General features: G+C 70.0%; 17 protein-coding genes. 5 read left to right on the top strand and 12 right to left on the bottom strand.

The features are described from left to right. The first annotated feature begins 117 nt into the window (after positions 1-117). Positions 118-795 (top strand): hypothetical protein, encoded by a 678-nt coding sequence (locus tag ACFVTX_RS15925; protein ID WP_386901803.1) that lies wholly within the window; start codon positions 118-120, stop codon positions 793-795. Here ACFVTX_RS15925 and ACFVTX_RS15920 read toward each other — a convergent pair. The 3 genes from ACFVTX_RS15920 to ACFVTX_RS15910 form a co-directional block, all read right to left on the bottom strand. Beyond that, a complete protein-coding gene (locus ACFVTX_RS15920; RefSeq protein WP_386901801.1) occupies positions 782-1,231 on the bottom strand; it encodes a hypothetical protein in 450 nt (149 codons plus the stop codon). The genes ACFVTX_RS15925 and ACFVTX_RS15920 overlap by 14 nt on opposite strands. A 124-nt stretch (positions 1,232-1,355) precedes the next feature. Beyond that, positions 1,356-1,937 (bottom strand): dihydrofolate reductase family protein, encoded by a 582-nt coding sequence (locus ACFVTX_RS15915; RefSeq protein WP_386901800.1) that lies wholly within the window; start codon positions 1,935-1,937, stop codon positions 1,356-1,358. Between the two features lie 91 nt (positions 1,938-2,028). Then, entirely contained in the window at positions 2,029-5,643 is a 3,615-nt protein-coding gene (locus ACFVTX_RS15910; RefSeq protein ID WP_386901798.1) for an efflux RND transporter permease subunit, read from the bottom strand. Positions 5,644-5,973: 330 nt separating this feature from the next. On the opposite strand from ACFVTX_RS15910, the gene ACFVTX_RS15905 reads away from it, so the two are divergent. After that, positions 5,974-6,165 (top strand): hypothetical protein, encoded by a 192-nt coding sequence (locus ACFVTX_RS15905; protein WP_386901796.1) that lies wholly within the window; start codon positions 5,974-5,976, stop codon positions 6,163-6,165. A gap of 27 nt (positions 6,166-6,192) precedes the next feature. Here the strand turns inward: ACFVTX_RS15905 and ACFVTX_RS15900 are convergent, their stop codons facing one another. Next, on the bottom strand, positions 6,193-6,765 hold the full coding sequence (locus tag ACFVTX_RS15900; RefSeq protein ID WP_386901794.1) for a dihydrofolate reductase family protein: 573 nt from the start codon (positions 6,763-6,765) through the stop codon (positions 6,193-6,195). Positions 6,766-6,875: 110 nt separating this feature from the next. Next, complete coding sequence (locus tag ACFVTX_RS15895; protein WP_386901792.1) at positions 6,876-7,640, bottom strand: hypothetical protein; 765 nt, start codon at positions 7,638-7,640, stop codon at positions 6,876-6,878. 125 nt (positions 7,641-7,765) lie between these two features. Here ACFVTX_RS15895 and ACFVTX_RS15890 point away from each other — a divergent pair, with 125 nt between their 5' ends. Next, complete coding sequence (locus tag ACFVTX_RS15890) at positions 7,766-9,634, top strand: bifunctional 3'-5' exonuclease/DNA polymerase (RefSeq protein WP_386901790.1); 1,869 nt, start codon at positions 7,766-7,768, stop codon at positions 9,632-9,634. Here the strand turns inward: ACFVTX_RS15890 and ACFVTX_RS15885 are convergent. Then, positions 9,613-10,245: a PadR family transcriptional regulator gene (locus ACFVTX_RS15885; RefSeq protein WP_386901789.1), complete on the bottom strand. Its 633-nt coding sequence runs from the start codon at positions 10,243-10,245 to the stop codon at positions 9,613-9,615. The two genes, ACFVTX_RS15890 and ACFVTX_RS15885, sit on opposite strands and share 22 nt — an antisense overlap. A 238-nt stretch (positions 10,246-10,483) precedes the next feature. On the opposite strand from ACFVTX_RS15885, the gene ACFVTX_RS15880 reads away from it, so the two are divergent. Beyond that, positions 10,484-11,005: a DUF3145 domain-containing protein gene (locus ACFVTX_RS15880; RefSeq protein WP_386901787.1), complete on the top strand. Its 522-nt coding sequence runs from the start codon at positions 10,484-10,486 to the stop codon at positions 11,003-11,005. Between the two features lie 188 nt (positions 11,006-11,193). Here ACFVTX_RS15880 and ACFVTX_RS15875 read toward each other — a convergent pair whose 3' ends face one another. From ACFVTX_RS15875 to aceE, 6 genes are all read right to left on the bottom strand, one after another. Then, complete coding sequence (locus ACFVTX_RS15875; RefSeq protein ID WP_386901785.1) at positions 11,194-12,429, bottom strand: beta-ketoacyl-[acyl-carrier-protein] synthase family protein; 1,236 nt, start codon at positions 12,427-12,429, stop codon at positions 11,194-11,196. A gap of 82 nt (positions 12,430-12,511) precedes the next feature. Beyond that, positions 12,512-12,760: an acyl carrier protein gene (locus ACFVTX_RS15870; RefSeq protein WP_026378239.1), complete on the bottom strand. Its 249-nt coding sequence runs from the start codon at positions 12,758-12,760 to the stop codon at positions 12,512-12,514. A 65-nt stretch (positions 12,761-12,825) separates the two neighbouring features. Beyond that, positions 12,826-13,830, bottom strand: coding sequence for a beta-ketoacyl-ACP synthase III (locus tag ACFVTX_RS15865; protein WP_386901782.1), 1,005 nt, complete (start codon positions 13,828-13,830; stop codon positions 12,826-12,828). A 45-nt stretch (positions 13,831-13,875) separates the two neighbouring features. Beyond that, on the bottom strand, positions 13,876-14,796 hold the full coding sequence (locus ACFVTX_RS15860; protein WP_386901780.1) for an ACP S-malonyltransferase: 921 nt from the start codon (positions 14,794-14,796) through the stop codon (positions 13,876-13,878). 86 nt (positions 14,797-14,882) lie between these two features. Further along, positions 14,883-16,088 carry a PucR family transcriptional regulator gene (locus ACFVTX_RS15855; RefSeq protein ID WP_386901779.1) on the bottom strand — a complete coding sequence of 402 codons (1,206 nt, stop codon included), beginning with the start codon at positions 16,086-16,088 and terminating at the stop codon, positions 14,883-14,885. 11 nt (positions 16,089-16,099) lie between these two features. Then, positions 16,100-18,826: a pyruvate dehydrogenase (acetyl-transferring), homodimeric type gene (gene aceE / locus ACFVTX_RS15850; protein ID WP_386901778.1), complete on the bottom strand. Its 2,727-nt coding sequence runs from the start codon at positions 18,824-18,826 to the stop codon at positions 16,100-16,102. Positions 18,827-19,030: 204 nt separating this feature from the next. Between aceE and ACFVTX_RS15845 the strand changes: the two genes are divergently transcribed. After that, entirely contained in the window at positions 19,031-19,492 is a 462-nt protein-coding gene (locus tag ACFVTX_RS15845) for a peroxiredoxin (RefSeq protein WP_386901776.1), read from the top strand. The last annotated feature ends 164 nt before the right edge of the window (positions 19,493-19,656 follow it).

The following is a 19,656-nucleotide window of genomic DNA, read 5'->3' as shown; positions in this document are numbered from 1 at the left end:
ATGTGTGCCACAGTTGCCACGGCGGTCTGTTCATCGGTCGGTTGCTCGTCATGCAGGCTGTGGAGATCGCCGCGTGCCGCGACGCCCGCGGTAGCATTGCGGACTCGAAGGAACTCGGTGACGAAGACCAGCACGGCAAGAGGGATCCAGGTCGACGGCGGATGGAGCGTCGACTCCAATGCGTTCATCGACGAGCACTTCAACGCTCAGGACGTGCCGTTCGATGACACCGTGCTGTTCTCCGCGGTGAACGGCATCACCGGCGTCACGGTCTCCATCTCGTACGAGAACGCGGCCATCGGCTACGCGCTCGAGCAGATTCTGCTGTCGAGAGTGTCAGGCACCTGGGTCTACGACGAGACAACGAGCATCCACACGACGATCGCAACAGGCCACGACATCGAGGCGATCTTCGGGATGCTTCCCGGGTACCTCAATCCGCTCGGCAAGGACCTGATCCCTCTCCGGATCTCGAGCTGGACCGTCGTGGTCAACAATCTGAGCGAAGCAGAGGCTGAGCACCGCGACGTGGAGCTGATCTTCTCGGCGACGCGAGGCAAGCTCTTCGTGGACGTCACCTATACCCGGGACCAGGCTCTGCCGTACTGCGTCTACATGGGGATGTCGAAGCATCCGTACACCGAGCTCAGCTACGCGCTCGACAAGCCGACGACCACGCAGAAGGTGATCCACCTGAAGGAGGTGGATGCCGTCGCTGCGCTGATCGACGATCTGCTGACGGGACTCGAGCCCTTCTACGCCGGCATCGGCGCCGCGTCGGTCAGGCGCGGGTGAACTCCATGATCCAGTTGCACTCCCAGGTCTCGCCGCCGTCGCGCGAGAACTCCTGCTGCCACGTCGCCGAAACTGGCGTGATGTCCGACCAGGTGAAGTGCGCCGTGATGGGTTCGCCCTCGTGGGTGTCCTCGCCGAAGAAGTCGCCGCGCCCCTCGCTGAACCGTCCGACGACGGGCGGGAAGAGTCGGCCAGTGCTGCTGTTCGCCCAATAGATCGACCACTCGCCGCTCTCCTGGTCTTGGAACCGGATGCTCGCGCCCGACCAACCCTGCGTCGGGCAGTGCATCTCGTCGACATTGCCGACGCCGTCGAGCAGTGGCCGTGCCCACGACGTCGCGGGGAACTCCTCCCACTCGTCGCTGCCCACGAACAGGTGCCGCAGACGACGATTGGCGATGGTCCATTCGCCGTACAGGAAGTCGAAGTCGCTCATGGTGCGATCATCGGGCCAGCCACCGACATCCGACCGTCGTCGTATGCGCAATCGCTACGTATGAACTCGACACGACGAGAACCTCGTGATCAGTCCAGATCGCTCATCGCTCATCGTGTCGCGTTCAACGACGAACCCGATAGCGCAGGTGAAGCACCCGGCGGCCCTGAACCACCACATCGGGATCCTCCAGCAGGTGCTGCGCGTCGACCGACCCGAAGTAGCGCTTGCCGGAGCCGAGCACGACGGGTGCGACGTCCATGCGCACCTCGTCGATGAACCCCGCGGCGAGCATCTGGCCGCCGACGTCGCCGGCGGCGACCTCGACCGTGCGGTCACCCGCGAGCTCCTTCGCCGTGGCGACGGCATCCTCGATCCCGTCGACGAAGTGAAACGCCGTGTTGGACTCCCAACCCTCGGGCGCCGGCCGGTGCGTCACGACGACCACGTGGTCGATTCCGCTCGGAGGCGTTCCGTCCCAGCCGTCGGTGAGGTCGAAGACGTGGCGGCCGGCGATCGTCACCCCGATCTCGTCCCAGTACGGGCGGATGTGGTCGTAGGACGCCTGCGACACGTTCAGCACCCCGCTGTCGTCCAGCGGCACGTCGCCGCTGACCAGCCATTCGAACAGCGGACCGGGATCGTCGTTCTCCGCCGCGATGAAGCCGTCCACCGAGACCGACGCATTCATGACCACGTTCCTCATGACTTCCTCCTCCGTCCGATTCCCAAGTCTCCTCTTCCGTGAGCCGTCGTGGTTGTCAGAAATCGACCGCCCGAGGAGCGTACTGACGCGGCTACCGGCCGTCGGCCATGAGGGCGTCGATGAGTTCCGGTGCGTCGGAGGTCGTATCCGCCTCACCGGACTCCTGCTCCTTCGCGGCGCGGCGGGCCCGACGGCGTTCGGCGCGGCGTTCCATCAGCGAGTACAGCACGGGCACCAGCAGCAGGGTGAGCAGCGTCGACGAGACGAGTCCGCCGATCACGACGATCGCGAGCGACTTCGAGATGAAGACGCCGCCGCCGGTGAGGCCGATCGACATCGGAAGGAGCGCGAACACGGTGGCGCATGCCGTCATGATGATCGGTCGCAGGCGGAGCCTCGCCCCGTGCACGACCGCGTCGTGGATGCTGTCGCCGCGTGCGCGGTACGAGTTGATGAGGTCGATGAGCACGATCGCGTTCGTCACCACGATGCCGATGAGCATGAGCAGGCCGATCATCGCGGGGATGCCGAGCGGGGTTCCGGTGATGAGGAGCCCGGCGACTGCGCCGGTCGCCGCGAACGGCACCGAGATGAGCAGGATGAGCGGCTGCATGAGGCTGCGGAAGGTCGCGACCATCACGATGTACACGAGCGCGATCGCGATGAGCATCGCGATCCCGAGCTGCGTGAACGACTCCTCCTGCGCCTGGGCGACGCCGCCGACGGTCGCCGTGACCCCGTTCGGCAGTTCGAGGCCGTCGAGCCCGTCGCGTACCGCGAGGGTGATCGCGCTCAGATCGTCGCCCGTCGGCACTGCGGAGACCGTCACGGTGCGCACGCCGTCGACGCGCGTGATCGTCGCAGGTGCGGCTTGGTTCGCCACACTGGCGACGTCGGAGACCTTGATCGGCGCCGCGGTCGTGTTGGCGAGGTTCTCCTGCGCGAGGGCGAAGGCGTCGGCCTCGGCGCGCTGCGAGTCGGCCTCGGCGCGCGCCGTCGCCATGGCGTCGAGCTGCTCGTCGATTCCCGAGATCGCGGAGCGGGCCTGGGACACGGCGCCGTCGAGGGCGGCGAGCTGTTCTGCCCGCTCCTGGTAGGCCCGGGCGAGCGCCTCCTCCTCGGGCGTGGTGGGAACGACCGGCGGCACCTCCACCGGGGCAGCGGTGAGTGCCGCGAGTTGAGCCGTGAGGCCCGCGAGCTGGCTGTTGGCATCGGCTCGTGCCGACCGCAGCTCGGACTCCTGCTTCGCGGCGTCCGCTCGACCGCCCGCTTCGGCGCGTTCCGCGGCAGCCTTCTGGTCGGCCTCGAGCCGGTCGGCCGCGGCCTTCTGCGCCGCGGCCTGTTGGAGGCCGCTCACGGGAAGTTCGAGTGCGGCGATCTCGGCCGGAGTGGCGCCCACTCGTTGCGCCCGCACGATGACGTCGCGCGATGAGCCCTCGAGCACGATCGAGCCGAGCGATGCGCCGCGTACCGCATCCGAGATCGCCGAGCCGACCTGGGCCTGCGTGAAGCCGTACCTGGCGGCCGCGGCGCGGTCGACATCAACCTTGAGGATCGACTGCTCATCGGCGAGATCGCTCGTGACCTCGTCGAGTCCGGGCACCTCGGCCAGCATCTTCTGCACCGCAGCTGCGCCGGCGGCGATCTCCGTGGCATCCTCACCGCGGAGGGCGACCTGGACGCCGCCGGCCGAGAAGCCGGCGTCGCTCGCGCCGAGGGAGACGGTGCCGACGTCGCTCAGCCCGTCGACCTCCTTCATGATCGCGGCCCCGACCGCCTGGCTCGAGGCGCTCTCGTCGAGGGTGACGGTGATCGAGGCGGTGTTCGAGGAGGAGCCGTCGCCGATCGTCGTGAGGAACGACTCGACCCCGCGGGTCTCGGCGAGCACGGCTTCCACCTTCTCCGCGGCCGTGCTCGTCACATCGAGGCTGGTGCCGGTCGGCAGCTCCTGCGTGAGGTTCAGGCTGTGTTCCTCGCCGAGACTGCCGAGGTAGTCCATCTTGAGGAACCCGCCGGCGACGATCGTGCCGGCGAAGATGCCGGTCGCCACGAGCAGCGAGACCACCGGGTGCCGCAGCGCCGCGGTGAGCACCGGAACGTAGCCGCGCTGCAGTCGGGTGTACGCCTCCGCCCGCTCGGACTCGACCTCTGCGGTCGCAGCGGTCAGGCCGGCGACGACGGGACCGGGCGTGCCCGAACCGACGTCCGCGCCCGCCTCGGAGCCGGCCGTCGCCGAACGTCCGCCCATGAACCAGTAGGCGAGCACGGGAACGATCGTGAGGGAGACGAGCAGCGACGCCAGCAGCGCGAGCGTCACGGTCACGGCGAACGGACGGAACAGTTCGCCGATCGTTCCCCCCACGAAGGCGACGGGCAGGAACACTGCAACGGTGGTGATCGTCGACGCGGTCACGGCTCCGGCGACCTCGCGAACGGCGGCGAGCGCCGAGGCGGAGGTCATGGGAACCCCGGTGTGCCGGCGCTTGAGGTTCTCGATGACGACGATCGAGTCGTCCACGACTCGGCCGACCGCGACGGTCAGTGCGGCGAGGGTGAAGATGTTGAGCGAGTAGTCGCCGACCCACAGCCCGATCATCGCGATGAGCAACGACAGCGGGATCGAGACCGCGGTGATGATCGTCGACCGGAGCGAGAGCAGGAAGACGAGGATCACGAGCACGGCGAACAGCAGCCCGAGACCGCCTTCGACCGAGAGGTCGTGGATCGACTGCTCCACCATCGGCGACTGGTCGTAGACGACGGTGAACGCTGCGCCCCGGCCGAGTTCGCGCTCGAGCTCGGGCAGGGTGGCCCTGATCGCATGGGCGATCTCGACGGCGTTGGCGTCGGGGCTCTTCAGTACGGAGATGCTGAGCGACGGAAGTCCGTCGGCGCGAGCGATGGAGGTCATGGGCGCCGGCACGAGTTCGACGTCGGCCACCGCCGACAGGGGGAACGGGCCGTCCTGGTGCTGGATCGGCAGCGCTCTCAGGTCTTCGAGCGACGCGACCGCACTGCCGACCTCGATCGCGAGTGCGACACCGTCGCTCACGCTCGTCCCCGCGGCCACCACCACCCCGCTCGCGGTGATCGCAGCGGTGACCTCCTCCCGTGAGACCTTCTTCGCCGCGAGATCGGCGGGGCGCATCGTGATGACGAGCTGGGTCTCGTTCTGGCCGCTGAGCTGCACTTCGCGGACGCCGTCGATCTCGCGAAGCGCAGGGAGCACGGTCGACTCGACCTGTCCGGCGAAATCGGACGGGTCGGCCTCCGAGGCGATCGCGAGCGCCATCACCGGGATGTCGTCGGTGCTGCCCGCGTAGACCTCGGTCGTCGCATCCGAGGGGAGTGCGCTGCGCGCCCCGTCGATGGCCGAGCGGAGATCGGCGATGATCTTCTCAGAATCCAGTCCGAAGGCCCACTGAACCTGGATGCTCGCGTTGCCGTTCATCGTGCTCGACGTGACCTGGTCGACGCCCTTCACACTGCGAACGGCACGTTCGACGGGTTCGGTGACCTCGCGTTCGACCGAGCTCGGCGAAGCCCCGGGGTACGTCGCGACCACGACGGCGCCGGGCTCCTGGACAGAGGGGAGCAGCTCCTGCTTGAGGGAAGTGGTGGCGAAGAGTCCGAAACCGACGATCACGATCGTCACGAGCCCGACGATCGCTCGATTCGCGAGGCTCAGCTTGGTCAGGAAGGTCATGCGCAGCGCAGCCTCTCGTCGGGGCGGTCGATCGGGAATGAGGCGGAATCGCCCGGTTCTCACGCTACGAAGCCCGGACGGTCGCGCACATCGCCCGACTGGCTGAGGTCGTCGGCACGACGGGTACGCCACAGGGATGACCCTTCGTGGTACCTGAGTACCAGGCGGGCGTCGGCGTGCGTGGAGCGCCCGGGCGCGCCCGTTGCAGCGGCGCTGCTCTTCCGGCGAGCGCATCATCGGAGTAGCGTGCGCGGCAACGACCGGCCGCACCGGTCACCGAGCTCGGTGTGCGGATGCTCTGCGCGAGGGAATACGTCTGGGAGGTGCGAGATGACTGACAGGAACGCCAACACGGGATGCTTCGCCGGCGGCGGCGCCATCTACGGACTCGGCGTCATCGGCGCCTGGGTGTTCTTCTTCCAGCGAGCCGACGAGTTCTGGCTGTTCGTCTGGGCGTTCTTCCAGGGGATCTTCTGGCCGGCGTTCATGGTCTACGAGCTCTTCACGCAGCTCGTGGACTGACCGCGGCAGCGAACCCGACGCCGACCGTCACGGCCGGCCGCGCCCGGCGAGCCGATACCGTTCGAACACGACCCGCCCGGCGAAGACCCGCGTCTCGAGCAGCTCGAGGTCGATCTGCTCGGCGACGGCCGGCAGCAGGGGAGTGCCGCCGCCGACGATGACGGGGTTGCGGAAGACGCGGAACTCGTCGACGAGTCCGAGTTCGATCGCCTGGCCCGCGAGGCCTGCGCCGCCGACCTCGACGTGCCGATCGGTCGCGGAGGCCGCGACCAGAGCGTCGGCGATCTCGTCGGCGAGGGGCCTCGTCGCGAGCCGCGCGTTGCCCTCGACGCGGTCGAGCGTGCGACTGAAGACCACTTTGGGAACCGGGTTCCACAGTTCGGCGAACTCGGCACCGAGTTCATCATCGCGCAGCGACGGGTCGGTCTCCCAAGGGAGCATCGCCTCGTAGAGCCCGCGCCCGCAGACGACGGCGCCGATCGAGCGCGCCTCGTCGAGGTGGAAGCGGAACTGCTCCTCGCTCGGCACCGACCAGTCGAAGCGACCATCGCGATCGACGATGAATCCGTCGAGCGAGGCGCTCATCGAGTAGATCAGCATGGATGTCCCTTCACCGATGCGTGCCCTCATCATGCTCCGGCTTCGTGGTCGCCGCCATCGGGGACAGGATGCTCAGTGCGGTCGCTTCACCATGCGCAGTCGATTCACGCTCATACCGCCGCCTGCGACGGCCCGGCGACGGCGAGGGCGTCGACCGCCGCATCGCCGCGCAGCCGTCGCATCATCGCCACCACCTCGTCGACGACCTCGACGGTCAGCGCCCGGCAGACGATGCTCGTCGGGCTGATCGCCTCGAGCCCGCCGGCGCGGATGCGGATCACGTCCCACCCGACCTCGTGAAGTGCCTCGTCCTTCTCGAGATCGGACGCGGCCTTCAGCCCGGCGTGCGCCCGCCGCGACCGGCCCGGGTCGTCGTACTCGACGGCGATGCGCAACTGGGGAACGAGGATGTCGGGCCAGACCTCCTGGCGGCCGTAGAAGGTGCGGGCGATGTGGACCGCGTTCACCCGGTGATGCAGGCGGATGCGTTCGCCGAGCAGGATGCGCAGCCGCTGCTCGGTCGCGGAGGTGCGCGTGCGCAGACCGTGATGCATGTACGCGAGCCCCGCCTCACGGGCGGCGCTCGGGCCGGCGGCGTTGCGACGGCACTTCGGGCAGCCCGGGCTCGTGAGGGCTTCTCGCACGGTCGCCGTGTATCGGTCGTGGCCGCGCTCGCACCGCCAGTCGTACTCGGCGCCGATGCGCGTCTCGAGCGTGAGCCGAGCGCGCTGGGCGGGGACGACGCGGCGCAGCAGCTCGCTTCGTGAGCGCTGCGTCTCGTCGATCAGCATGCACACCGGGCACGCGCGCGCGATCGTCACTGCGCCGTCGCCCGGTTCGGCACCGTGCCCGCAGCGGAACCTCACCGCGACCATCCGCTGCCTCCTGTGCTCGTCATGACGTCGATACTGCCTGCTGCCACCGACACGGGCTCCGCCGTGGCATCCGAGGGCGCTGCGCTGTGCACGGCGATGTCGGTGCCGAGCACGAGAATGGTGGGATGCGGATCGCGATCGGAACGGCGCCGCGCGGCCGGGTCGCGCTCGTCGATCTCGACGATCCGTCGGCGCCGCTCGCGGTGCTCGACCCCGCCGGGCTGCCGGGGGCGATCGCCGAGCTCGAGCCGCGTCGTCCGCGCTGGGTGTGGAGCGACGTGCGACGGTGGTACCCCGCCCTGCTCGCCGCGGGCGTGCGCGTCGAGCGCTGTCACGACCTGCTGCTCTGCGGGGCGATCATCGAAGGCTCGGCCGACACCGTCGCCGCCCGCGCCGCGGATGATGCGCCGCGGCCGCGTTGGCTCTCGGCTGCGCCGAATCTCGCGAGCGGCGACGAGGTCGTCGGCACCGATGGCGCAGCGATCGCGCCCGCCGGCGGCAGCGCCGCACGGTTCACCGCGCTGTTCGAGTTCGACGAGCTCATCGACGACGACGGCACGAGTGACGACGGTGCGGCTCAGGGCGATGTCGACGACCCGGCCGCGGCCGGCCCCTCGCGCGCCGCGCGGCGCGCCGCCGAGGCATCCGACCCCCGACCCGGCGAGGCCTCGGTCGAGGCCGTCGTCGCCGAGTACCTGCGGCAGACCCGCCTCGTCGAGGCGAGTGCCCGCCCGCGGGCGCTGCATCTGCTGCTCGCCGCCGAGTCGGCCGGCGCGCTGATCGGCGCCGAACTGCAGGCGGCGGGCCTCCCGTGGGACCGCGGCGTGCACGAGGGCGTGCTCGAACGCGAACTCGGCGCGAAGCCGAAGCCCGGGTGGAAGCCCGCGAAGATGGAGGCCCTCGCGCACGAGGTGCGGGCCGCCCTCGAGCAGCCGACCGTGAACCTCGACTCGCAGGTCGACCTGCTGCGGGCGTTGCGGCGGGCGGGCATCCAGACCGCCTCGACCGGCAAGTGGGAGCTCCGCGAGCACGACCACCCCGCGATCGAACCGCTCCTCGCATACAAGCGGCTCGCCCGCCTCCTCAGCGCGAACGGGTGGTCGTGGCTCGACGAGTGGATCGCCGACGGGCGGTTCCGTCCCGACTACGTGCCCGGCGGCACGGCGACCGGGCGGTGGGCGACCTCGGGCGGCGGGGCCTTGCAGCTGCCGAAGAACGTGCGCGCCGCGGTCGTCGCCGACCCCGGGTGGAAGCTCGTGGTCGCCGACGCGGCCCAGCTCGAGCCCCGGGTGCTCGCGGGGCTCGCGCGTGACACCGCGCTGGCCGGCGCCGCCTACGGCACCGACCTCTACCGCGGCATCGTCGATGCGGGCGTCGTCGAGACCCGTGACCAGGCGAAGATCGCCATCCTCGGCGCGATGTACGGTGCGACCACCGGCGACAGCGGCCGTCTGGTTCCGCGGCTCGCCCGGGCGTACCCGCGGGCCATGGCACTCGTCGACCGCGCAGCCGCGGTGGGGGAGCGCGGCGGCCAGGTGACGACCAACCTCGGGCGCTCATCGCCCCTGCCGCCCGCGAGCTGGCGTGAGACGCAGGCGCGCGCGAGCGATCCCGACGCGACCGCCGTCGACGAGCGGCGCGCGCGAACCGTCGCACGCGACTGGGGTCGATTCACCCGCAACTTCGTCGTCCAGGGCAGCGCCGCAGAATGGGCGCTCTGCTGGATGGCGGCGCTCCGCACCCGGCTCGCCGCGCTCGAACCCTCAGGCGTGCATGCCGAACGCTCGGGCCCGGCGTTCGCCACGGTGCCGCACCTCGTCTACTACCTGCACGACGAGATCATCGTGCACACGCCCGCCGACCGTGCCGACGCGGTCGCCGAGGCCGTCGCCGAGTGCGCCGCGTCGGCCGGGCGGCTGCTGTTCGGCGACTTCCCGGTCGACTTCCCGCTCGACCTCGCGGTCGTCGACAGCTACGCGATGGCCGAGGGCTGAGTCTCGGCGTCGGGCTTCGGCGCCGCGGGGCGTCGGCCCCGACGCGGGCGCTCGGTGCTCGGCACCAGTTCGAGCGCAGTGCCGGATGCCACGGCCGACGCCACTCCCTCGAGCCAGTCGATCGCCGCCCGAGCCCGCGCGGCGTCGGCGGCGCGGGCGAGCCGCACGAGTGCCGCCGCCGCGTCGTCGGTTCCGGCCACGCCCAGCGGGTCGGGATCGGCCCCGGGCTCTGCCGCCGACAGCCGCTCGCGCCAGCGTGCGGTCTCGGCCGTCACGATCGGCGCGACGTCGACCCCGGGCAGCGACGCCGCGACGAGCACTCGATCGACGGTTTCGTCCCACGGGTCGGCGCCCGAGGCATCCGCACCGCCCAACCAGGCGTCGGCCGCGGCGCGCCCCGCCGCGGTGAGCCGGTGCAGCGGCAGTCCGTCGTCGGTGGCGCCGGCGGGCTCGACGAGCTTCGCCTTCGTGGCGCGCTCGAGCGTGGCGTAGCTCTGGCCGACGTTCACCTGGCGGCGTCCGCCGGTGCGGGTCGTGAGCGCGCCGTGCAGTTGGAACCCGTAGCCCGGCCCCGGGATGAGCAGGGCGAGCAGTGCTTCGCGAACGGCCAACGCGACTCCTTCTCGGTCGAGCGATCGTCGAACTCTCGTCGACTTCTCGTCGAATCAATACCTCACCGAGCATAGTGTTCAGGGCGACGCGCGGTGCGGCGACGCCCGAAACGCTTGTGAACCGCGACATTCCGGGGCATAATCGGCGAAGCGGCACTGTCGCACACAATCGAACATCCGGCCACCCGCCGTTCCGAGGTCGTAGGGGAAGACGCACCTCAGCAGAACGGAGAAGGAGATGGCAGAGACGGTCGTGCGGGCCGCAAGCGCCGCGCGAGGCGTGCTGTTCGTGCATTCCTCGCTTCGGGCGCTGTGTCCCCATGTCGAGTGGGCCGCAGGTCGCGCCCTCGGTGTGCCCGTGAACTTCGACTGGCAGGAGCAGCCGGTGCTGCGTGGCGCCATGCGCGCCGAGTTCTTCTGGGAGGGCGAACCCGGCACGGGCGCGAAGATCGCCTCGGCGCTGCGCGGCTGGGAACAGCTGCGCTTCGAGGTGAGCGAGGACCCGACGCCCGGCAACGACGGCGCCCGGTGGATGCACACGCCCGAGCTCGGCGTCTACTTCGCGCAGACCGACGCCGCCGGCAACACCGTCATCCCCGAAGACCGGGTGCGGTACGCACTCGAGGTCGGCGGGCTCGACGCGCTCGAGGTGCACCGCGAACTGCGGCTCGCCCTCGGGCAGGCGTGGGACGACGAGCTCGAACCGTTCCGGCACGCCAGCGACTTCGCACCCGTCGTCTGGTTGCACCAGGTGGGGTGAGCGCAGGCTACGGGTCGTCTGCGGCGCGACGCGGAGGTCGGAAGGGGGATTCCCGGCAGTCGTACGAGTGAAGCAGACGACCCGAAGAGGGGGAAACGGCTCGGGCCGGTGGCATGGTCGCCACCGGCCCGAGCCGTGTGCGCGTCGCGGGCGGCCGACCGAGGTCGACCGCACGCGACGCGCGGATGCTACGCCGAACGGAACGCGACGACCGAGTTGTGGCCGCCGAAACCGAACGAGTTCGAGATCGCGAGCTGGTCGCCGCTGCCGAGCTGCTGCCCCTCGCCCGAGACGCGGAACGGCACAGCAGGGTCCTGTTCGGTGATGTTGATCGTCGGGGGAGCGACCCGGTCGCGGAGCGCCAGCACCGTGAAGATCGCCTCGAGGGCGCCGGTGCCGCCGAGCAGGTGCCCGGTCGACGCCTTCGTCGCCGACACGGGGATGTCGTCGATGCGGTCGCCGAAGACCGACTTCAGCGCCTGGTACTCGTTCGGGTCGCCGACGGGCGTCGACGTCGCGTGGGCGTTGATGTGGGTGACCTCGTCGGGCGAAGCGCCGGCCTCGTCGAGTGCGAGCTTCACCGCACGCGCCGCGCCGCGACCCTCGGGGTCGTTCGCCGTGATGTGGTACGAGTCGGCGGTGACGCCGCCGCCCACGAGGTAGCCGTAGATCTTCGCACCGCGGGCCTTCGCGTGCTCCTCGGTCTCGAGGATGAGGACGCCGGCGCCTTCGCCCATGACGAATCCGTCACGGTCGATGCTCGTCGGACGCGACGCGGTCGCCGGGTCGTCGTTGCGCTTCGAGAGCGCCTGCATCGAGGCGAAGGACGCGATCGTGATCGGGTGGATGGCCGACTCGGTGCCGCCGGCGATCACGACGTCGGCGAGACCCTCGCGGAGGTGCTTCGCCGCGTTCGCGAGCGACTCGGTGCTCGAGGCGCAGGCACTCGCGACGGTCGTCGCGAAGGCGCGGGCGCCGAAGTGGAGCGAGAGGTTGCCCGACGCCGAGTTCGGCATGAGCATGGGCACGGTCATCGGGAGCACCCGGCGCGGGCCCTTCTCGCGGAGCGTGTCCCACGCGTCGAGCAGGGTCCACACACCGCCGATACCGGTCGCGAACTCGACGCCGAGCCGCTCGGGGTCGACTTCGGGGCTGCCGGCGTCGGCCCACGCCTCGGTGGCCGCGACGAGCGCGAGCTGCGACGAGGGGTCGAGGCGCTTGGCGACCGGACGTTCGAGGATCGTGTCGGGGCGGACGAGCGCCTCGGCGGCGAAGGTGACGGGCAGCGAGTACTCCTCGACCCAGTCGTGCTCGAGCGTGCGAGCGCCGGAGGCGCCGCCGAGCAGGGCGTTCCAGCTGTCAGGGGCGGTGCCGCCGATGGGCGAGGTCGCACCGATACCCGTGACGACGATGTTCTTGGTCATGACGAAAACACTCCGGGGAGGAAGACGAACGGAGACGGATCGAGCGGGCCGGGCGATGCCGCGGCCCGCTCGGAGCTCGCGACTAGGCCTGGGCCTTGACGATGAAGCTGACGGCGTCGCCGACGGTCTTGAGGTTCTTGACCTCTTCGTCGGGGATCTTGACGTCGAACTTCTCTTCGGCGTTGACGACGATGGTCATCATCGAGATCGAGTCGATGTCGAGGTCGTCGGTGAACGACTTGTCCAGCTCAACCGTGTCGGTCGCGATGCCGGTCTCGTCGTTGATCAGCTCGGCCAGGCCGGCAAGCACTTCTTCGGTGGACAATGCCATGGTTCTTCTCCTTGAGGGTGTCTCGTTTGACCGAGAGTCAGTCTAGATGGACAGGGGTCGGCGGTTCAGGGCAGAACCACCACTTGGGCGCCGAACACGAGGCCGGCGCCGAAGCCGATCTGGAGGGCGAGGCCCCCAGAGAGCTCGGGGTGCTCTTCGAGCAGTCGGTGGGTGGCGAGCGGGATGGACGCGGCCGAGGTGTTGCCGGTCGTCGCGATGTCGCGGGCGATCACGACCGATTCGGGCAGCTTCAGCTGCTTCGCGAACTCGTCGATGATGCGCATGTTCGCCTGGTGGGGGATGAAGGCGGCGAGGTCGTCGGCCGTGATGCCCGCGGCATCCAGCGCCTGCTTCGCGACCTTGGCCATGTCCCACACCGCCCAGCGGAAGACCGTCTGACCCTCCTGGCGGAGCGTCGGCCATTCGGCTGCGCCGTCGCGGAACTCGACGAGCGTGCCGTTCATGCCGACTGCGCCCGCCTTCGAGCCGTCCGAGCCCCACACGGTGCGCGCGATCCCGGGCGTGTCGCTCGGGCCGATCACGGCGGCGCCCGCGCCGTCGCCGAGGAGGAACGAGATCGAACGGTCCGTCGGGTCGACGACGTCCGAGAGCTTCTCGGCGCCGATCACGAGCGCGTAGTTCGCCGCACCGGTGCGGATGAGGGCATCGGCCTGCGCGACCGCGTACGCGTAGCCCGCGCAGGCTGCGTTGGTGTCGTACGCCGCGGCCGGGTTCGCCCCGACGCGGTCGGCGACGACGGCCGCCATCGACGGGGTCTGCTGGACGTTCGAGATCGTCGCGACGATCACGAGGTCGATGAGTTCGGGTGCGACACCCGAACGCTCGATCGCCTCCGTCGCGGCGTCGGTCGCGAGGTCGAGCGCCGAGACGTCGGCCCCGGCGCGGGTGCGGGTGATGATGCCGGTGCGCTGCTGGATCCACTCGTCAGAGGAATCGATCGGGCCGACGAGGTCGTCGTTCGGCACCGCGTTGGCGCCGCGTGCGGCACCCAGGGCGTAGATGCGCGTGAACGCCGGTCCGTGTGACTGCTGGAGCGTCGGTTTCGTCATGCTCGGCTTTCTCGTGATGCTGGGGATCGGGCGGGCCGGAGAGGCTCAGGCCGCCTGGTCGATGAGGTCGATGGCGGCGGACAGGTCGTCGGGGCTCTTCACCGCGACGGTCGGCACGCCCTTGAGGCCCCGCTTCGCGAGGCCCACGAGCGCACCGGCGGGCGCCAGTTCGATGATGCCGGTCACGCCGGCGTCGGCGAACGACTCCATGCAGCGGTCCCAGCGCACCGGCGAGGAGACCTGGCCGACGAGCAGTTCGAGGAACTCGGCGCCGGATGCCACGCGCGAGCCGTCGCGGTTCGTCCAGAGGGGGAGGGCGGGGTCGGCCGGTGCGAGCGTGCCGGCGAACGCGGCGAGGCGTTCGACCGCGGGCCGCATGTAGCGCGTGTGGAACGCGCCGGCGACCTGCAGCGGGATGACCCGGGCGCCGGCCGGTGGCTCCGCCTTCAGCTGTTCGAGCGCATCGAGCGCGCCCGCGACGACGATCTGCCCGCCGCCGTTGAAGTTCGCGGGTTCGAGACCCAGTTCGGCGAGGCGTGCGAGGAGTTCGGCCTCGTCGCCGCCGAGGACGGCGCTCATGCCCGTCGCGGCCTGCCCGGCGGCATCCGCCATGGCACGACCGCGCTCGGCGACGAACGCGATCGCGTCGGTGTCGCTGAGGATGCCTGCGCCTGCGGCGGCCGTGATCTCGCCGACGGAGTGGCCGGCGATGCCGCCCACGCGCGCCGCGCGGCCGTCGGCGAGCAGGCCCTCGAGGGTGAGGATGCCGGCCGCGACGATGAGCGGCTGCGCCACCGCGGTGTCGCGGATCGTGTCGGCGTCGCTCACCGTGCCATGGGCGGCGAGGTCGACCCCGGCCGCAGCCGAGAGTTCGTCGAGGCGCTCGGCGTAGCCGGGCACTTCGAGCCAGGGGGAGAGGAATCCGGGGGTCTGAGAGCCCTGTCCCGGGCAGACGACGACGATCACCACCCCAGTCTGCCAATCAGAAGCACCGAAGTGGTGTGCACACGCTACAAGCTCTTCGAAGAACCCTTGTGCCGACGGTACAGCCGTCAGCGACGAGACGTGCTCTGCTCGTGATCGCTCATCGAACCGATGATGAGCGCCGACTGCAGGATGAGCGCCTCGCGTGCGCCCGTGGCATCCCACCCGATGACGTCCGAGACCCGCTTCAGGCGGTACCGGACCGTGTTGGGGTGCACGAACAGCTCACGGGCCGTCGCCTCGAGCGAACGCCCGTTGTCGAGGTAGCTCCAGAGCGTCGTGAGCAGCTCGGTCGAGTGCGCCCGCAGGGGACGGTAGATCCGGTGCACGAGCGTCGCCCGGGCGAGCGGGTCGCCCGCGAGCGCCCGCTCGGGCAGCAGGTCGTCGGCGTGCACCGGCCGCGGCGCATGCCGCCACGAACGCGCCACGGCGAAGCCCGCGAGCGCCGCCTTCGCGCTCTTCGAGGCATCGACGAGGTTCGGCACCGCGTGCCCGAGCACGAGGTGGCCCGGGCCGAAGTGCGGTTCGAGCTGTGCCGCGATCTCCATGAAAGTGAGCGCGGGAGCAGTGCCGATCGCCTCCTCCGCCTCGCGGGCGAGCGGATCGGCGCGGCCGATCACGAGCACCAGACGGTTGCCCTGCACTCCGATGAGGACATCGGCGTGCATGTGACGGGCCGCGCGGCGCACGTGGTCGACGTCGAGCTGCTTCGGCGCGGTGCCGACGAGCACCGCGACCTCGCCGTGCCCGTGCCAGCCGAGCGCCGCGATGCGGCTCGGCAGCTCGTCGTCGGCCTCGCCCGAGAGGATCGAGTCGACGACGAGCGCCTCGAGACGGGCGTCCCAGAGGCCGCGGGCCTCTGCGGCGCGCGCGTACACGTCGGCCGCGGCGAACGCGATCTCGCGCGAGTAGAGGAGGATCGCCTCGCGGAGCGGCTCGCCGCCGTCCTTCACGCGGTCCTCGACGACCTCGACCGTCACCCTGATGAGCTGCAGCGTCTGCTGCAGGCTCACCGATCGCAGCAGCTCACGGGGAGCCGCGCCGAACACGTCGGCGGCGATCCAGGGCGTCGATCGAGGGTCGTCGAACCACGCGATGAACGAGGAGATGCCGGCTTGGGCGACGAGGCCGACGGCGGAGCGGCGGCTCGGAGGCATGTCGCCGTACCACGGCAACGTGTCTTCGAGGCGCTTGAGCGTCGCGGTCGCGAGCTCACCCGCGATCGTGCGCAACCACGCAAGCGTCTCTGCTCTGGTCTTCGGCTTCGTCGCCACCTCGTCGCCTGCTAGCTCTCGCCGCCGGCCGATCCGGTCGTACCGGCGTTCACGTCGTGCAGACGGTACTTCTCGATCGCCTGGGCGGGCAGCGAACGGTCGACCTCGCCGCGTTCGGCGAGCAGTTCGAGCGTGCGCACGACGACCGAGGGGCCGTCGATCTTGAAGTAGCGACGTGCTGCCGGACGCGTGTCGGAGAAGCCGAAGTCATCGGCACCGAGGGTCGCGTACTGGCCGGGAACGAAGGCACGGATCTGGTCGGGCACGGCGTGCATGTAGTCGGACACGCCGACGAACGGGCCGCGAGCCCCGGCGAGCTTCTGCGTCAGGTACGAAACACGACGCTCGGCGTCGGGGTTGAGGAAGTTGTGCTCCTCTGCCGCGAGGCCGTCGCGGCGAAGCTCCGACCAGCTGGTCACCGACCACACGTCGGCCGAGACGCCCCAGTCCTCCTCGAGGAGCTGCTGCGCCTCGATGATCCACGGCACGGCCACGCCCGAGGCGAGGAGCTGGGCCTTCGGCCCGGCGACGCCCGACTCGGAGAGGCGGTGGATGCCGCGGAGCAGGCCGTCGACGTCGACCCCGTCGGGCTCGGCGGGCTGCACGATCGGCTCGTTGTACACCGTGACGTAGTACATCACGTTCGGGTCGGCGTGGTTGCCGCCGTACATGCGCTCGAGGCCGGCACGCATGATGTGCCCGATCTCGTAGCCGTACGCCGGGTCGTACGAGATGACCGCGGGGTTCGTCGATGCGAGCAGCGGCGAGTGGCCGTCGGCGTGCTGGAGGCCCTCACCCGTGAGGGTGGTGCGGCCCGCGGTCGCGCCGATGATGAAGCCGCGCGCCATCTGGTCGCCCGCCGCCCACATGGCGTCGCCCGTGCGCTGGAACCCGAACATCGAGTAGAAGACGTACACGGGGATCAGGGGCTCGCCCTGCGTCGCGTACGAGGTGCCGATGTTCGTGAACGCCGCGAACGCGCCCGCCTCGTTGATGCCGACGTGGACGATCTGACCCTGGGGGCTCTCCTTGTAGGCGAGCAGCAGTTCGCGGTCGACCGAGGTGTAGTGCTGGCCGTTCGGGTTGTAGATCTTCGCCGTCGGGAAGAACGCGTCGATGCCGAAGGTGCGGGCCTCGTCGGGGATGATCGGCACGATGCGGTGGCCGAAGTCCTTCGAGCGGATCAGGTCCTTCAGGAGACGCACGAACGCCATGGTCGTGGCGATCTCCTGCGTGCCCGAGCCCTTCTTCGCGATCGCGTAGGCCGAGTCGTCGGGCAGGTTCAGCGCGACGTGCTTCGAGCGGCGCTCGGGCGTGTAGCCGCCGAGCTCGCGGCGGCGCTCCTGCAGGTACTGGATCGCCTCGTCGTCCTGGCCGGGGTGGTAGTACGGCGGCAGGTAGGGGTTCTCCTCGAGCTGCGCGTCGGAGATCGGGATGCGCATCTCGTCGCGGAAGGTCTTGAGGTTGTCGAGCGTCATCTTCTTCATCTGGTGGGTCGCGTTGCGGCCCTCGAAGCTCTTGCCGAGGCCGTAGCCCTTGATGGTCTTCGCCAGGATGACGGTGGGCTGGCCCTTGTGCTCGGTCGCCGCCTTGAACGCCGCGTAGATCTTGCGGTAGTCGTGGCCGCCGCGCTTGAGGCCCCACACCTCGTCGTCGCTGAGGTGCGAGACGAGCTCGAGGGCGCGCGGGTCGCGACCGAAGAAGTTCTCGCGCACGTAGGCGCCCGACTCGGTCTTGTACGTCTGGTAGTCGCCGTCGGGCGTGACGTTCATGAGGTTGCGGAGCGCGCCGTCGTGGTCGCGGGCGAGCAGGTCGTCCCACTCGCGGCCCCAGACGACCTTGATGACGTTCCAGCCGGCGCCGCGGAAGAAGCTCTCGAGCTCCTGGATGATCTTGCCGTTGCCGCGGACGGGGCCGTCGAGGCGCTGCAGGTTGCAGTTGATCACGAAGTTGAGGTTGTCGAGGCCCTCGTTCGCGGCGACCTGGAGCTGACCGCGGCTCTCGACCTCGTCCATCTCGCCGTCGCCGAGGAACGCCCAGACCTGCTGGTCGCTGGCGTCCTTGATGCCGCGGTTGGTGAGGTACTTGTTGAGCTGCGCCTGGTAGATCGCGTTGATCGGGCCGAGCCCCATCGACACGGTCGGGAACTGCCAGAACTCGGGCATGAGGCGCGGGTGCGGGTAGCTCGAGAGGCCGTGCGGCGCGCGCGACTTCTCCTGGCGGAAGCCGTCGAGGTCGGTGTCGCTCAGGCGGCCCTCGAGGAAGGCGCGGGCGTACATGCCGGGGGAGGCGTGGCCCTGGAAGAAGATCTGGTCGCCGCCGCCGGGGTGGTCCTGGCCGCGGAAGAAGTGGTTGAGTCCGACCTCGTAGAGCGACGCGGCGCCCGCGTAGGTGGAGATGTGGCCGCCGACGGCGATGCCGGGGCGCTGCGCACGGTGCACGAGGATGGCGGCGTTCCAGCGGAGCCAGGCGCGGTAGCGGCGCTCGATGGCCTCGTCGCCGGGGAACGCGGGCTCGTTCTCGGGTGCGATGGTGTTCAGGTAGTCCGTGGTCGGCACCATCGGCACACCGAGGTGGAGCTCCTTCGAACGCTTGAGCAGGCTGAGCATGATCTCACGCCCGCGCTGGTGGCCCTTCTCGGCGACCAGCGCGTCAAGGGATTCGGCCCACTCGCTCGTCTCATCGGGATCGGCGTCCATCGCCTCGACGGAGTAAGGGTCCTGGTCGTTGACAGTCACACTCGACCTTTCTCTACGGCAGATCGTGCCGCGCGCGGGGTGCTGCGCGCACGACGAACGGCCGGGTTTCGACCGATCACACTTGGCCATACTAGTGACATTCGCACAACGTTTCGGCCCGGTATGCTGTGCCTTCGCTCAGTCTTCCGACAAACCTGGCTGCGAAGGGCCGGAGTCGAAGCAGATCACGAGAGAAGAGATCGGATGCCGCTGCCCCCCGGTGCCCTCGCGCCCGACTTCTCGCTCCTCGACCAGTTCGGCCGCACCGTTCGGCTGTCCGAGATCCGTGCCGCGCAGCCGGTGGTGCTGGTCTTCTTCCCGCTCGCCTTCTCGCGCACGTGCGAGGGAGAGTTGGGCGCACTGCGCGACGAGCTCCCGCTCTTCGCGGACGCGGGCGTGCAGCTCGTCGGCATCTCGGTCGACTCGAAGTTCGCCCTGCGCGCCTGGGCGGAGGAGCAGGGGTTCGACTTCCCGCTGCTCGCCGACTTCTGGCCGCACGGCGAGGTGGCGCGCGCCTACGACGCGTTCATCGACGAGCGCGGCTTCGCCGCCCGCGCCACGTTCGTCATCGACGGCGACGGCGTCATCCGCGCCGCGTTCGCGACCGAGCCCGGTGAGCCGCGCCGCCTCGAGCAGTACCGCGAGGCGCTGGCGGCGCTCCGGTAGCCGGTAGCATTGCCGGTGCGTCGTCTCGCGCGACGGGCCTTTAGCTCAGTTGGTAGAGCGCCACGTTTACACCGTGGAGCGCGGCGAGTCGCTGCCGAGAGATGCCCACCCTCCTGCGGGACCGCCCTGCGTGAAGAGCTCGCCGACGCCGACGCCGAAGAAGC

The sequence above is a fragment of the Agromyces sp. NPDC058136 genome, from assembly GCF_042884375.1.
Lineage (GTDB): Bacteria > Actinomycetota > Actinomycetes > Actinomycetales > Microbacteriaceae > Agromyces.
Note: the sequence above shows the minus strand (reverse complement) of the source record. Positions and strands in the feature narration are given on the sequence as shown.

What these genes read in the sequence shown, in the direction of transcription:
- ACFVTX_RS15915 (WP_386901800.1), bottom strand. Translation starts at nt 1,937, where the DNA reads ATGAGGAACGTGGTCATGAATGCGTCGGTCTCGGTGGACGGCTTCATC.
- ACFVTX_RS15875 (WP_386901785.1), bottom strand. Translation starts at nt 12,429, where the DNA reads ATGACCAAGAACATCGTCGTCACGGGTATCGGTGCGACCTCGCCCATC.
- ACFVTX_RS15895 (WP_386901792.1), bottom strand. Translation starts at nt 7,640, where the DNA reads ATGGTCGCGGTGAGGTTCCGCTGCGGGCACGGTGCCGAACCGGGCGAC.
- ACFVTX_RS15905 (WP_386901796.1), top strand. Translation starts at nt 5,974, where the DNA reads ATGACTGACAGGAACGCCAACACGGGATGCTTCGCCGGCGGCGGCGCC.
- ACFVTX_RS15865 (WP_386901782.1), bottom strand. Translation starts at nt 13,830, where the DNA reads ATGACGAAACCGACGCTCCAGCAGTCACACGGACCGGCGTTCACGCGC.
- ACFVTX_RS15890 (WP_386901790.1), top strand. Translation starts at nt 7,766, where the DNA reads ATGCGGATCGCGATCGGAACGGCGCCGCGCGGCCGGGTCGCGCTCGTC.
- ACFVTX_RS15870 (WP_026378239.1), bottom strand. Translation starts at nt 12,760, where the DNA reads ATGGCATTGTCCACCGAAGAAGTGCTTGCCGGCCTGGCCGAGCTGATC.
- ACFVTX_RS15845 (WP_386901776.1), top strand. Translation starts at nt 19,031, where the DNA reads ATGCCGCTGCCCCCCGGTGCCCTCGCGCCCGACTTCTCGCTCCTCGAC.
- ACFVTX_RS15880 (WP_386901787.1), top strand. Translation starts at nt 10,484, where the DNA reads ATGGCAGAGACGGTCGTGCGGGCCGCAAGCGCCGCGCGAGGCGTGCTG.
- ACFVTX_RS15910 (WP_386901798.1), bottom strand. Translation starts at nt 5,643, where the DNA reads ATGACCTTCCTGACCAAGCTGAGCCTCGCGAATCGAGCGATCGTCGGG.
- ACFVTX_RS15900 (WP_386901794.1), bottom strand. Translation starts at nt 6,765, where the DNA reads ATGCTGATCTACTCGATGAGCGCCTCGCTCGACGGATTCATCGTCGAT.
- ACFVTX_RS15920 (WP_386901801.1), bottom strand. Translation starts at nt 1,231, where the DNA reads ATGAGCGACTTCGACTTCCTGTACGGCGAATGGACCATCGCCAATCGT.